This is a genomic window from Duganella sp. AC237, from assembly GCF_979254035.1.
Window position 1 is genome coordinate 6,703,419 of the sequence record NZ_CEEDEW010000003.1, and the last position, 13,654, is coordinate 6,717,072.

Annotated in this window: 12 protein-coding genes and 1 riboswitch; of the genes, 5 read left to right on the forward strand and 7 right to left on the reverse strand. The window is 64.6% G+C overall.

All coding sequences use genetic code 11. From position 1 onward, the window contains the following. Position 1 precedes the first annotated feature (1 nt). Together AC0IYS_RS29545 and AC0IYS_RS29550 are read right to left on the reverse strand one after the other, a co-directional pair. A complete protein-coding gene (locus AC0IYS_RS29545) occupies positions 2-718 on the reverse strand; it encodes a glutathione S-transferase family protein (RefSeq protein WP_471708515.1) in 717 nt (238 codons plus the stop codon). A 57-nt stretch (positions 719-775) separates the two neighbouring features. Further along, the gene (locus AC0IYS_RS29550; protein WP_471708516.1) at positions 776-2,767 is read right to left on the reverse strand and encodes a lytic transglycosylase domain-containing protein; all 1,992 of its coding nucleotides are present in this window, start codon (positions 2,765-2,767) and stop codon (positions 776-778) included. A 62-nt stretch (positions 2,768-2,829) separates the two neighbouring features. Between AC0IYS_RS29550 and AC0IYS_RS29555 the strand changes: the two genes are divergently transcribed. Beyond that, positions 2,830-3,432 carry a 5-formyltetrahydrofolate cyclo-ligase gene (locus AC0IYS_RS29555; RefSeq protein ID WP_471708517.1) on the forward strand — a complete coding sequence of 201 codons (603 nt, stop codon included), beginning with the start codon at positions 2,830-2,832 and terminating at the stop codon, positions 3,430-3,432. An 80-nt stretch (positions 3,433-3,512) separates the two neighbouring features. On the opposite strand, the gene metF is transcribed toward AC0IYS_RS29555, so the two are convergent. The 4 genes from metF to metK all read right to left on the reverse strand — a co-directional run bounded on the left by metF (position 3,513) and on the right by metK (position 7,647). Then, the gene (metF, locus tag AC0IYS_RS29560; protein ID WP_471708518.1) at positions 3,513-4,340 is read right to left on the reverse strand and encodes a methylenetetrahydrofolate reductase [NAD(P)H]; all 828 of its coding nucleotides are present in this window, start codon (positions 4,338-4,340) and stop codon (positions 3,513-3,515) included. Further along, positions 4,333-4,683: a phage holin family protein gene (locus AC0IYS_RS29565; RefSeq protein WP_471708519.1), complete on the reverse strand. Its 351-nt coding sequence runs from the start codon at positions 4,681-4,683 to the stop codon at positions 4,333-4,335. The genes metF and AC0IYS_RS29565 overlap by 8 nt, the downstream gene beginning before the upstream one ends. Before the next feature lie 76 nt (positions 4,684-4,759). Then, entirely contained in the window at positions 4,760-6,187 is a 1,428-nt protein-coding gene (gene ahcY, locus AC0IYS_RS29570) for an adenosylhomocysteinase (RefSeq protein WP_471708520.1), read from the reverse strand. Between the two features lie 26 nt (positions 6,188-6,213). Beyond that, positions 6,214-6,281, reverse strand: a riboswitch (S-adenosyl-L-homocysteine riboswitch). Positions 6,282-6,480: 199 nt separating this feature from the next. Further along, positions 6,481-7,647: a methionine adenosyltransferase gene (metK, locus tag AC0IYS_RS29575; protein ID WP_471708521.1), complete on the reverse strand. Its 1,167-nt coding sequence runs from the start codon at positions 7,645-7,647 to the stop codon at positions 6,481-6,483. A gap of 199 nt (positions 7,648-7,846) precedes the next feature. Between metK and AC0IYS_RS29580 the strand changes: the two genes are divergently transcribed. The 3 genes from AC0IYS_RS29580 to dapF are packed head-to-tail and all read left to right on the forward strand — an operon-like array spanning position 7,847 to position 10,450. Further along, positions 7,847-8,701: a lysophospholipid acyltransferase family protein gene (locus AC0IYS_RS29580; RefSeq protein WP_471708522.1), complete on the forward strand. Its 855-nt coding sequence runs from the start codon at positions 7,847-7,849 to the stop codon at positions 8,699-8,701. Next, the gene (locus tag AC0IYS_RS29585) at positions 8,698-9,576 is read left to right on the forward strand and encodes an LpxL/LpxP family acyltransferase (protein WP_471708523.1); all 879 of its coding nucleotides are present in this window, start codon (positions 8,698-8,700) and stop codon (positions 9,574-9,576) included. Before AC0IYS_RS29580 ends, AC0IYS_RS29585 begins: the two co-directional genes overlap by 4 nt. Positions 9,577-9,586: 10 nt before the next feature. Next, entirely contained in the window at positions 9,587-10,450 is an 864-nt protein-coding gene (dapF, locus tag AC0IYS_RS29590) for a diaminopimelate epimerase (RefSeq protein WP_471708524.1), read from the forward strand. On the opposite strand, the gene AC0IYS_RS29595 is transcribed toward dapF, so the two are convergent. Then, positions 10,451-12,076 carry a tetratricopeptide repeat protein gene (locus AC0IYS_RS29595; protein ID WP_471708525.1) on the reverse strand — a complete coding sequence of 542 codons (1,626 nt, stop codon included), beginning with the start codon at positions 12,074-12,076 and terminating at the stop codon, positions 10,451-10,453. It abuts the gene before it with no gap. A 457-nt stretch (positions 12,077-12,533) separates the two neighbouring features. Here AC0IYS_RS29595 and AC0IYS_RS29600 point away from each other — a divergent pair, with 457 nt between their 5' ends. Beyond that, a complete protein-coding gene (locus tag AC0IYS_RS29600) occupies positions 12,534-13,595 on the forward strand; it encodes a porin (protein ID WP_471708526.1) in 1,062 nt (353 codons plus the stop codon). Positions 13,596-13,654 lie beyond the last annotated feature (59 nt).

Sequence of the window (13,654 nt, forward strand, 5' to 3'; positions counted from 1 at the left end):
GTCAGTCCGGCAGTTCGGCGTCGTGCTTGGGCACCGTTTCGGTTTCGGCCAGCGCCTCGGCCACCCAGCGCGCGACGGCCGGATGCGCCAGCACGCGCTGGCAGTAGGCGTCCAGCGCCGGCGCCAGCGACACGCCGTAGGTGCGGAAGCGCATCACCACCGGCGCGTAGTAGGCGTCGGCGATCGAGAAGTCGCCGAACAGGAACTGGTGGTGACCGAAGCGCGACAGGCACTCCTCCCAGATCTCGCTGATGCGGCCGATGTCGGCCTGCGAGCCGTTGGTGCGGCCCCTGCCGGGGAAGCTGGCGCGGATGTTCATCGACATCGCCGTGCGCAGGTCGGCAAAGCCGGCGTGCATCTCGGCGCAGACCGAGCGCGCCATCGCGCGCGCGGCCACGTCCTGGGGCCACAGGTGCAGCTCCTGGAACTGCTCGGCCAGATATTCGCAGATCGCCAGGCTGTCCCAGATGGTCATCTCGCCGGCCAGCAGCACCGGCACCCGGCCGCTGGCCGAGTAGCCGCAGATGCGGTTGGCGGTGTCGGGTTGGTCGAGCAGCACGCGCACCTCCTGGAACGGAATGCCGAAAGCGGTCATCGCCACCCACGGCCGCATCGACCATGACGAATAATTCTTGTTGCCGATGATGAGCGTCAGGCCCGGCTCGCGCGCGGCGGCCAGGGAAGTCGACAGGCTGGGATCAAGTTTGGTGGTCTGCATGATGCGTCCGTAATGATGGTGTGGTCTATGCGTGGTCTATGCGTGGTCAATGCGCGGTCAACGCGAGCCGTAGCTCGATTCCTGCTCTTCCTCGGGGGTGTAGGAGCGCGGCGCGACGGTTCCGATGCGCGCCTTCAGCGATTGCGGGCGGCCCTCGAACAAGGCCGCGTAGTAGGTGGCGTTTGACATCACGTTCTTGACGTAGGTGCGCGTCTCGTAGAACGGAATGGTCTCGATGAAGATGGCGCTGTCGATCGGCTTGGTCAATGTGGCGCGCCAGCGGCGCGAGCGCCCCGGCCCGGCGTTGTAGGCGGCCGTGGCCAGCACCTCGGAACCGTCCATGTTCCCGAGCACCATGTTCAGGTAGTTCGTGCCCAGCATGATATTGGTGCGCACGTCGGTCAGCATGTCCTGCGCGAAGTCGGTCAGGCCGAGTTTCTTGGCCACCCAGCGCGCGGTCGACGGCATCACCTGCATCAGGCCCGAGGCCCCCACGTGCGATTGCGCGCCGAGGATGAAGCGCGACTCCTGCCGCATCAGGCCATACACCCAGGCCTTGTCGAGGCCCAGCGTTTGCGTGGCGGGGTGCATGACGTCGTGGTGCGGCGACGGGAAGCGCTGCGTGTAGTCGACCTGGATGCGGGTGCGGTCCGAGGTGTTGACCATGCGGTCGAGGATCTCGTTCTGGCGCGCGAATTCGGCGGCGGCCAGGTAGCCGCGTTCGTCCAAGCCGCGCAAGCCCCAGTTCCATTCGCGCGTGCCCTCGAAGCGCAGGCGCATGCCGAAGAACTTGAGCGAACGCTGGAAGTTGGGATTGGCGGCGATCGCCGCGATTTCGGCGGGGGTGATCGGCAGCCCAGGCAGCGGGATGGTAATCAGTTTGCCGGTTTCCTCCAGCGCCAGCTGGCCGTAGAAGTTCGGCTGGTCCGAGATGCTGCGGAACAGCCGCTCGGCCTCGCCGGCCGGATGGCTGGTCACGCCGGCTTCGGCCATCAGCGCGCGGCCCATCCAATAGATCCAAGCCGGATCGTCGCGCAGCGAGGCGGGCATCGCCTGGATATTGGCCTTGACCTGGCGCCAGTCGCCGGCGCGCAGCGCGATGCGGGTTTTCCACTGGATCTGGTCGATGGACAGCCTGGCGCCGTTCGAGCGGCGCCAGTATTCGGCGGTGTCGGTGTCCAGCGAATAGGACGATTGCAGCGCGATCGCCGCCCAGCCTTCCTGCCGCTCCAGCGGCGTCAGGGACGAGGCCTTCTCCAGCGCCAGCGCCGCCAGCTTGACGCTGGTCTTGGCCATGCGGCCGACGGCCACCACGAAGATCTCGTGTTCGGTGCGGCCGGCGCCCGGCCCCTTGGCCAGCGCCAGCGCCGGCGTGTCGACCGCCTGCACCGCCTTCTTCTCCGGGCCGCCCAGCAAGGCGACGATGCGGCGCGCCTGCCCGGTGGCGTTGAATTCGCCGGCCAGGCGCAGTTGTTCATACAGGTCGTTGGCGTCGAACTGGCCGGTCTGGAACAGGGTGGCGATCAGGCCCGCGCAAGGCTCGCCGTAGACCGCCGGTGATGTCAGCAGCGCGCGCGCCTCGTCGGCCACCTTCTGGCCCTTGAGCGCGCGCGATTGCAGCGCGTAGCATTTGACCTGGGTGTCGTCGTTGAGCACAAACAGCGGCAGCTGCTCGTCGAAGGTGATCCAGTCGCGTTTGCGGCCCAGGTCCAGCAGCCAGTCGTTGCGCAGGCGGTCGACGATGGCCTGGCCTTCGTAGCGCTTCATGAAATCGCGGATTTCCGCGTAGGAGGCGTCCTTCAGGCGCGATTTGAGCCGATAATAATCGACATACGAAGGAATCGAATAATTGGCGAGACGGGCCGCGTAGAAATCCACCTTGGCCGCGTCGTCCTGCCGCACCGCGTCGCGCATCAGCAGGAAGGCATCGTCCTGCCGCTTGGTCTCGGCGCCGATATCCTCGGCGTGGGCCAGCGAGATATACGACGGGTTGAACGCAACCCAGGCCACGACGACAACGCCGGCAATCCATTTCGAAGCGGAAATCAATGTGAAACTCTCTTTAAGCAGTGTACGAAGCGACAACCGAATCCATGACCGGCGATGAATCCATGACCAGCGACCCTAGAATACCACGTGCCGAGAGCGAACGAATAGCCCCGGCCGCCACACAAAAGGCCGATTTGCGCAAGCAGTTGCTGACCGCGCGGCGCGCGCTCGATCCGGCCGCGCGGGCGGCGTGGGACCATGCCATCGGCGCGCGGGTGATCGCCTGGTGGCGCGCGGCGCGGCCGGCGGCATTGGGGGTGTACTGGCCGCTGCGCGACGAGCCGGATCTGCACGCCGCCTACGTGGCTCTGGAGCGCCTGGGCGCGCGGCTGCTGCTGCCGGTGGTGGTGGAAAAACACGCGGCGCTGGAATTCGCCGACTGGCGCATCGGCGAGGCGATGGTCAAGGATGCGATGGGGGTGGCGGTGCCGGCGGAGTTGCGGCTCGCGGCGGCGTACCCGCCGGCATTGCTGGTGCCTTGCCTGGGATACAACCCGGATGGTTATCGATTGGGTTATGGCGGGGGCTTTTACGACCGCACGCTGGCGCGGGCGCCGCGTCCGGAGACGGTGGGCATCGCGTACAGCTGCCTGGAAGTGAGGTTCGACGCCGACGCGCACGACGTGGCGCTGGACGGCATCGTCACCGAAATCGCGGACATTTAACCCGCAGTGCGGCCACAGGGGTCGTACCCCTTGGGGTATGACCCCGCGTCGGTTTGCGGGTTACGCGTATGCGCCGACTGTCACACCAGCCGTTGCCAAAGCGCGGTTGTCGCCGCGGCCTGGTTCATGCTGTAGAAGTGCAGGCCCGGCGCGCCGCCGGCCAGCAGGCGCTCGCACAGCTGCGACACGACATCGAGGCCGAAGGCCTTGATCGACGCGGTGTCGTCGCCGTAGCTGGCCAGCTTCAATCGCACCCAGCGCGGTATCTCGGCGCCGCACATGTCGGAAAAGCGCATCAGCTGCGTGTAGTTCGTGATCGGCATGATGCCGGCCACGATCGGCACGTCGATGCCCATCTTGCGGGTCTGGTCGACGAACTGGAAGTAGGCGTCGGCGTTGTAGAAGTACTGCGTGATGGCGGCGTTGGCGCCGGCCTTGACCTTGCGCTCGAACGCCAGCAGGTCGTCCTGCGGCGACTTGGCCTGCGGGTGGACCTCCGGATAGGCCGCCACTTCGATGTGGAACCACTCGCCGGTCTCCTGGCGGATGAACTCCACCAGCTCGTTGGCGTAGCGGAATTCGCCGGACGCGCCGTAGCCGCTCGGCAGGTCGCCGCGCAGCGCGACGATGCGCTTGATGTTGTGCGACTTGAATTCGGCAAGGATGGCGCGGATCGACTCGCGCGTGCCGCCCACGCACGACAGGTGCGGCGCGGCATCCTCGCCGGCGGCCAGGATCTCGACCACCGTGTCCAGCGTGCCGCGCTGCGTGCTGCCGCCGGCGCCGAAGGTCACGGAAAAATATTTGGGTTTCAGTTCGGACAGCTTGGCGCGCGTGGCGCGCAGCTTTTCCGCGCCTTCCGCTGTTTTCGGCGGAAAGAATTCGATACTGAAATTATGACTAGTCATCTGCGTTCTTCAAAAGTAAGGTAGACAGAGCCCAGGAAATCACGCTGTACAACAGTGCGCCACCGATCGCCGACAGGAAGCTGTCGACGTGGAAACCATCGACGAATTGCGCCACCAGCCAGAACATGAAGCCGTTGATGACAAAGATAAACAGTCCCAGCGACAGCATGGTCACGGGCAAGGTCAACAGCAACAGCACGGGGCGGATCAGCGTGTTTACGAGGGCTAACACGAAAGCCGCGACGAGGGCTGCGCCTATGCTTGTGACATCGACGGAATGCATGAGGTACGGAATTGCCAGCAGGGCAACCGCATTGATTAACCAGGTAAGGACCAGACGCATAACTAAGTCTCGCTGCAAAAAAATTAGCTCAATAAAACAGGGCCGGCACGCGCCGGCCCCGCATCACACCGTCAGATTAATAACGGTAGTGGTCCGGCTTGTACGGACCTTCCTGCGTCACGCCGATGTAGGCCGCTTGCTCTTCGGTCAGCACGGTCAGCTGGGCGTTCAGTTTCTTCAACTGCAGGCGCGCCACTTTTTCGTCCAGGTGCTTCGGCAGCACGTAGACGCCGACCGGGTACTTGTCGGTGTTGGCGAACAGCTCGATCTGGGCGATGGTCTGGTTCGCGAACGACGAGCTCATCACGTACGACGGGTGGCCGGTGCCGCAGCCCAGGTTCACCAGGCGGCCTTCGGCCAGCAGGATGATACGTTTGCCCGACGGGAAGATGACGTGGTCGACCTGCGGCTTGATATTTTCCCAGGTGTACTTCTTCAGGGCGGCGACGTCGATCTCGTTGTCGAAGTGGCCGATGTTGCAGACGATGGCCTGGTCCTTCATGGCCAGCATGTGCTTCTCGGTCAGGATGTGATAGTTGCCGGTGCAGGTGACGAAAATGTCGCCGTGTTCGGCGGCATAGTCCATGGTCACGACGCGGTAGCCTTCCATCGCCGCCTGCAGCGCGCAGATCGGATCGATTTCGGTGACCCACACCTGCGCCGACAGCGCGCGCATGGCCTGGGCCGAGCCCTTGCCGACGTCACCGTAACCGGCGATGACGGCGACCTTGCCTGCGATCATGACGTCGGTGGCGCGCTTGATGCCGTCGACCAGCGACTCGCGGCAACCGTACAGGTTGTCGAACTTCGACTTGGTGACGGAATCGTTGACGTTGATCGCCGGGAAGGCCAGCTTGCCCTCTTTGTGCATCTGGTACAGGCGGTGCACGCCGGTGGTGGTTTCCTCGGTCACGCCCATGATTTGCGGCAAACGCTTGGAGTACCAGCTCGGGTCGATCGCCAGGTGCGCCTTGATGGCGTTGAACAGGCAGATTTCTTCTTCCGAATTTGGCGAAGCCAGCACCGAGATGTCTTTTTCGGCGCGCGCGCCCAGGTGCAGCAGCAACGTGGCGTCGCCGCCGTCGTCGAGAATCATGTTGGAGTAGACGGCGTTGCCGGCGGCGTCGGCGGGCCACTCGAAGATGCGGTGGGTGTAGTCCCAGTATTCGTCCAGCGTTTCGCCCTTGATGGCGAACACCGGCGTGCCGGCGGCGGCGATGGCGGCGGCGGCGTGGTCCTGGGTCGAGTAGATGTTGCACGAAGCCCAACGCACCTTGGCGCCCAGCGCTTCGAGCGTCTGGATCAGCACGGCGGTCTGGATGGTCATGTGCAGCGAACCGGTGATGCGCGCGCCCTTGAGCGGCTGGGCGGCGGCGAATTCCTCGCGGATCGCCATCAAGCCTGGCATTTCGGTTTCGGCGATGCGGATTTCTTTGTCACCCCAGGAAGCCAGGGAAATATCGGCGACCAGGTAGTCTTGTGCGGATTTGAGTACGGCGTTCATCACGCCCTCCTTTCAGTTAGAAAAAAGTAACGTGAGCGCGGTTGCAGATTCCGAGCCTGGCAAAAATGAATTCGTCGCAGCGCTCCTCGGAAGGTGCATTTTAGCACCACCTTGGCGCGCAGCACACACGCCACGCCAAATAAGGTGGGTCAAGCGAGGTTCAAGCAACACTACAATCCGGGGAGTAACCCCCAGCTTCGGGGTCAAGTCTGTCAATCGGACACGGCCTCTAGCGTAGATACCTTCCACGGTAGAGCTTGTGTCTGAATGTCAGACTTGACCCCGGAGTTGCTTTATTTCAGGCCGGCGGCGTCGCGCAGGATCGCGGCCTTGTCGGTGCGCTCCCACGTGAATTCCGGCTCTTCGCGGCCGAAGTGGCCGTAGGCGGCGGTCTTGGCGTAGATCGGACGCAGCAGGTCGAGCATCTGCACGATGCCTTTCGGACGCAGGTCGAAGTGCTCCATCACCAGCGCGGCGATCTTGTCGTCGGGGATGACGCCCGTGCCTTCGGTGTAGACCGTGATGTTGATCGGACGGGCCACGCCGATGGCGTAGCTGACCTGCACCTGGCATTGGCGCGCCAGGCCGGCGGCGACGACGTTCTTGGCGACGTAGCGCGCGGCGTAGGCGGCCGAACGGTCCACTTTCGTCGGATCCTTGCCGGAGAAGGCGCCGCCGCCGTGCGGGCTGGCGCCGCCGTAGGTGTCGACAATGATCTTGCGGCCGGTCAGGCCGCAGTCGCCCTGCGGGCCGCCGATGACGAAGCGGCCGGTCGGGTTGACCAGGTATTTGGTTTCGGCGAGCCATTCGCGCGGCAGCACCTGCTTGATGATCTCTTCGATCACCGCCTCTTCGATCTGCTTGTGCTGCATTTCCGGCGCGTGCTGGGTCGACAGCACGACGGTGTCGACCGCGACCGGACGGCCGTTGACGTAACGCAGCGTAACTTGCGATTTGGCATCCGGGCGCAGCCATGGCAGGCGGCCGTCCTTGCGCAGCTGCGACTGGCGCTCGACCAGGCGGTGCGCGTAGTGGATGGCGGCCGGCATCAGCTCGGCCGTCTCGTCGCAGGCGTAGCCGAACATCAGGCCCTGGTCGCCGGCGCCCTGGTCGAGGTCGATACCGGCGCCTTCGTCCACGCCCTGGGCGATGTCCGGCGACTGCTTGTCGTAGGCCACCAGCACCGCGCAACCGCGGTAGTCGATGCCGTAGTCGGTGTTGTCGTAGCCGATGCGCTTGATGGTTTCGCGCGCAACTTGAATATAATCAACGTTGGCGTGCGTGGTGATTTCGCCGGCCAGCACGACCAGGCCGGTGTTGCACAGCGTTTCGGCGGCGACGCGCGCCTTCGGGTCCTGCTCGAGGATGGCGTCCAGAATGGCGTCCGAGATTTGGTCGGCGACCTTGTCGGGATGGCCTTCCGAGACGGATTCGGAAGTGAAAAGATAATCGTTTGACATCGCAAGCTCCTGCTACTGGTTGAGAATGGTTGTCGCTCACCCAATACGGCTTGCGACGCTTTAGCGATATTTATATTCCGCTTCGCAAGTTGTCTATTAACTCAGCGGGTAGTGCATACGTGGTATTTTACGCTTCTTAAAAAAATTTTGGCTAGAGCAATAGCAGCCGAACACTCCTCCATATTGACGATTTAACTTCATGCTTGTTTATCTATTCCGCTTTTTATCGATCTTTCCGCTGCCGCTGCTGCACGCGGTGGGCGCCGGGTTGGGCTGGCTGGTTTATCTGTGTTCTCCCTCGCATCGTCGGCGTATGCGCGAGAACATGGCCCTTGCGGGCTATTCGGGCCACCTGTCGGCTGCCATCGCCGAGGCCGGAAAAAGTATCGTCGAGCTACCATTTGTCTGGTGCGCGTCCCCCGCGCGGGTGTCGCGCCTGGCGCAGGCCGAGAACTGGGAGTTGGTGCAAACGGAGCTCGACGCGGGACGCGGGATCGTGTTCCTGACGCCACACTTGGGCTGTTTCGAGATCGTCGCGCAGGAAATCGCGCTGCGCACCGAGCTGATGGTGATGTACCGCCCGCCCAAACAGGCGGCGCTCAAGCCGCTGGTCGAGGGCGCGCGCGCGCGCAAGAACCTGCTGCTGGCGCCGGCCAATATGTCCGGCGTGCGCATGCTGGCCAAGTTCCTTAAGAAAGGCAAGCCGATCGGCGTGCTGCCCGACCAGGTGCCGCAGGAGGGCGAAGGCGTGTGGGCCGATTTCTTCGGCCGCAGCGCCTACACCATGACCCTGCCGGCCAAGCTGGCGCAGATGGGCGACGCCACCATCATCGTCACCTACGCCGAGCGCCTGCCCGGCGGCAAAGGATTTATCGTGCGCTTCGTGCCGTTCGACGGCTCGCTGGCCGGTAGCACGGCCGAGCAGGCCCGCGCCATCAACGCCGCCATGGAGCGGCTGATCGCCCGCAATCCCGAGCAATATTATTGGAGCTACAACCGCTACAAGGTACCGGCCGGTATCGACGCGCCGGTCGCGGCGGGAGAACAGGCATGAAGCTGCTGTTAGGATTGATGTGGCTGCTGCATTGGCTGCCGCTGCCGCTGCTGGGCCGTGTCGGCAAGCTCACCGGCAGTCTGTTGTTCATGACCCTGCGTTCGCGCCGCCACATCGCGCTGACCAATCTGCGCCTGTGCATGCCGGAGCTGAGCGAGGCCGAACGGATCGACATCGCGCGCGGCCATTTCCAGGCGTACTCGCGCAGCGTGTGGGAGCGCGGCATCCTGTGGTGGGCCTCGGAGGCCCGGCTGCGGCGCCTGATCCGGGTCGAACCCGGTCCGGTGCCGGTGGAAGAGATGACGGCCCGGCCGACCATCCTGCTGTGCCCGCACTTCGTCTGCCTGGACGTGGCCGGCGCCTCGATCGCGATGGTGGCGAGCGCCTCGTCGATGTATGTGCAGCAAAAGAACACCGCCTTCGACAAGGTGCTGCGCGCCGGCCGCGCCCGCTTCAAGCCGGTCAAGCTGTTCACCCGCCAGGACGGCATCAAGCCCATCCTGCGGGCCTTGCGCGACAAGCTGCCCTACTTCATGCTGCCGGACATGGACTTCGGCGAAAAAGATGCCGAGTTCGTGCCATTCTTCGGCATCCAGGCGGCCACGTTGACCGCCACCGCGCGCATCGCCGCCACCACCGGCGCCCAGGTGATGCCAGTGATCGCCACCTTCCTGCCAAACTATCAAGGTTATTGTGTGAAGTTCTATCCGGTGTGGGACAATTACCCCGGTCCCGACATGGTCGCCGCCACCCGCCGCATGAACGAGTTCATCGAGGAAAGGGTGCGCGAAGCGCCGTCGGAGTATTTCTGGACGCATAAGCGCTTCAAGACGCGGCCCAACGGCGAGCCCTCGCTCTATCAAACTTCCAAGTAGAAGACCGACGATGAAACTCAAATTCACCAAAATGCACGGCGCCGGCAATGACTTCGTGGTCATCGACGGCATCAACCAGCAGATCGACCTGACGGCGGCGCAATGGAAGCTGCTGGGCGACCGCCGCTTCGGCGTCGGCGCCGACCAGATCCTGCTGGTGGAAAAGTCCGTCCAGCCGGACGTCGATTTCCGCTACCGCATCTTCAACGCCGACGGCGGCGAAGTGGAACAGTGCGGCAACGGCTCGCGCGCCTTCGTCAAGTTCGTCTCGGAAAAAGGGCTGACCGACAAGCAGAGCATCAAGGTGGAAACCAGGGCCGGCGTGATCGCGCCGCGGCTCGAGGCCGACGGCAGCATCACCGTGGACATGGGCCCGCCGGTGTTGGACGCGCCGCGCGTGCCGTTCGACGCCGAAGGCTTGCAGGGTGAACGCCACGGCGGCGCCACCTTGTGGCCGCTGGTGCTGGAGCTCGCGGGCGCCAAGGAAAGCGTGCTGATCTCGGCCGTGTCGATGGGCAATCCGCACGCGGTGCAGGTGGTCGACGACGTCGACGCGGCGCCGGTGGAGCTGACCGGTCCGCTGATCGAGCACCATCCGCGTTTCCCGAACCGGGTCAACGCCGGCTTCATGCAGATCGTCGATCGCGGCCACATCAAGCTGCGCGTGTTCGAGCGCGGCGTCGGCGAGACGCTGGCCTGCGGCACCGGCGCCTGCGCGGCGGCGGTGGCCGGCATTGCGCGCGGCCTGCTCGACAGCCCGGTGCGGGTCGACGCGCGCGGCGGCCAGTTGTCGATCAGCTGGGCGGGCGAAGGCCAGCCGGTGCTGTTGACAGGCCCGGCCGTGACGGTGTTCGAAGGCGAGATGGAAATTTAATTACGCGGCCAATAAATCGTCGCCATCGGCCGCCGGCAGCCACGTCTTGAGCCGGTACAAGCGCTGGCGGTAATTGCCTTCCGGGCCATCCGGCCCGCCATCGACCGCGTCGAACAGGCGGCTGATGCGGTCCAGCGCCTGGCGCTCGCGGGCGGTGCGCAGCAAAATCAAACGCCGCTTGCTGCGCCCGTAGCTGGCGCGGATATCGACCACCAGGCAATGCCCCTGGTCGGCCGCCTTGACATCGAGCAGCAGCGCTTCGGCCCGGCTCAATCCAAACAACTCGGCCAGCTCCAGCCGCGCCGCCAGCAATGGCTGGCTGACCGTCAGCTCGCGCGTGACGCAGCCGGCGATGCTTTCCGTCCAGCCCGACTCCTTGGGCGAGTGCGCGATCCGCTCCAATGCCGCGTCGGCCTCGTCGCAGCCCTGCGCCGCCGCCTTTTGCAGCCAGTAGACCGCGCGCACGTCGCTGTTCTCGTCGTTGCGGCGGTTGCGCCAGGCATACATGCCGCATTCGAGCTGGGCGCCGCAATGCCCCATCTCCGCCGCCCGCTCCAGATAGGCTTGCGCTTCGGCCACGCAACGCTGCGAGAATTCCGGCTTCAGATAAATGCGCGACAACGCGAACCAGGCGTCGGCCAGGCCCTGCTCGCCGGCCAGGGTCAGCCAGCGTATCGCCCGCTTGAAGTTGACGGCGGCGATGCCCCTGGTTTGCCGCTTGCCCTCGCTGTCCATGCGCGCGAACCACAGCCCCAGCGCCAGCTGCGCGCAGCGCTCGCCACCGTGTGCGGCCAGCTCGCGGCATTGCCGCAGTTCGGCCTGGTATCCGGCCGCGTATCCGGCCTCATACCCGGCCTCGCACCCCCGCGCGCTGTCGAGCAGGCTGGCGCAGCGCGAAAGCAACGTCAGTTGTTGCGGGCCGAGCGGCCAGTCGGCCGCCCGCGCCGCCTCGGCGTCGCACGGTGCCTCGGCCAGCAACTTGCGCAGCGGCGGCATCGCGCGTTGTAAAAACACGTCGCGGTCGCCATGCCAGGCCTCGTCGAGCATCGCATAGTGGGCCGCCATGCCGTAGTCGGCCGTATGCGCCCACGGCGGACGCGCACCGGTCCGGTTGGCAGGCGGGCGCGGGCCGCGGCCGGCGCGCGCGGACGGCGGCGCCGACGCCTGCGCCGCGTTGGCCGCCGGCACGCCGCCCTGCTGGGCCAGCAGCCACTGCGCCTCCACCGAGCCGGAGCGGGCGGCCGTGTCGAGCGCCTGCAGCGCCTTGTCGCGCAGCTGGGCGTGATGGGGAAGCTGGGCGGCGTCGGGCGGCGCCGACTGGTTCAGCACCAGTTGCGCCAGCACCACACCGGCTTGCTGGACACCGGCGTCATACGCGCGGTCGTACCAGGACAGCACGGCTGGAAGGCAATGTTGTGCGTGTTCGAAGGGGACGTAGCTGCCGATCAGCATCCAGGCTTCATCCTGGTCCTGCAGCGCGGCGCGATTGAGCCAGTGCAGCGCCGTCGGCAAGCTCAACGGAAGACTGGCGCCACCAAACAGATACAGCTTCCCCAACGCTAACTGGCAGACCGCGTCTCCGGCGCGGGCGCCCCGTATGATCCCTAACTCTTCTCGATTTGCCATCGTCTCACTATGAATGTGATTTATCGAAGCGGGCGGTGCAGCGGCGCCGTTGCCGGGCGGCCGGGTCACCATGAGCCTTCAAGTGTAGCGTGCCATCGACGCCACACCCTAGACATAATGCGCGGGCGCTTGATCTGCCACAAGCTCGAACCCCCTGCCGCCCCTGTACGCTGGAACTGTTTTGATGCTTTCATGAAAAGAAATAATGCACAAACAGCAGGTTAGACCCTGTAACGGCAAGGGCCAAGCGGGCGGCTGACGGAGCACCGGTCGAGCGTTTCGAAAATACAACAGGAAGCCGCGATTCACCTGCTTTTGACACAAACAAGCCGCCATAGCCGACCATTCCAGCGCGTTTGTAGCGGTCAGCCTTTAAGGTTCGATCCAACCGGGGAACATGAAGCGGCCGGAAAGCATTAGACCTTTGTACGATTTTCTCTGAAAAGGAATAACTCAAATGATCAAAAAATCTTTAGTGACCGTGGCACTCATGGGCGCGTTCGGCGCTGCATCCGCGCAATCGTCCGTCGCCATTTATGGCACTCTGGATGCAGGCCTTTCCAAGCGCACCAACTCCGGCAACACCTCCACCATGGTTGGCAAACGCGACAACAACAAGCTGGGTTTCCGCGGCGTCGAGGACCTGGGCAACGGCCTCAAGGCCCTGTTCCAGCTGGAGATCCGCTACGAGCCGGACACCGGCGTGATCGAAAACACCACCCGTCCCCTGTTCCAGGGCCAGAGCCGGGTCGGCCTGCAGGGCGGCTTCGGCACGGTGCGCATCGGCCGCGGCCTGACCGCGTTCCAGGAAACCAGCACCGCCTTCGAGCCGTGGGCAGGCATGCCGGCCACGGCCGGCTACCAGACCGACCTGCAAGTGGCCGGTTACACCAGCGATCCGCTGAGCGCGGCCGGCAACTCGGCCAACCGCTTCTCCAATGCCGTGTTCTATAACACCCCCGTGATCGCCGGCATCTTCCAGCTGAACGCCACGGTGGCCTCCAAGGAAGCCAACAACAACCCGGTCATCATCGGCCGCGGCACCACGCTGGCGCCGCAGTTCCCGGCCAATAGCAAGGCCGCCGCAGTGCCGTACTCGCTGAGCGCCACCGCTACCAGCGGCCCGTTCGCCGCCTACGGCGCCTACGAGCGCAACGCCGTCGACACCAAGCTGTGGTCGGTCGGCGCATCGTTCAAGCCGATCCCGGACTTGAAGCTGATGGGCTCCTACCAAAAGCAGGACCAGGAAGAAAGCGTGCTGATCAATCCTGAAACCAAGGCATGGCTGGTCGGCGCCAACTACACCATCGGCGCCGGCATGATACGCGCCGGTTACGGTCAGAAAAAGCCGGACAACCAGGCCAACAATCCGAACATCGCCAAGACCAAACAGGTCTCGATCGGTTACGACTACAACCTGTCGGCCCGCACCTATCTGTACGTCGATGCGGCCCGCAAAAAAATCACCCCTGCCGCGACGTTTAATTTCTACAGTCTCGGCATACATCACAACTTCTAAACCTCGCGGTCGGCAAGAACCGCTGGTGTGACGTTGGGGATACGGACAAGGGCAACCTT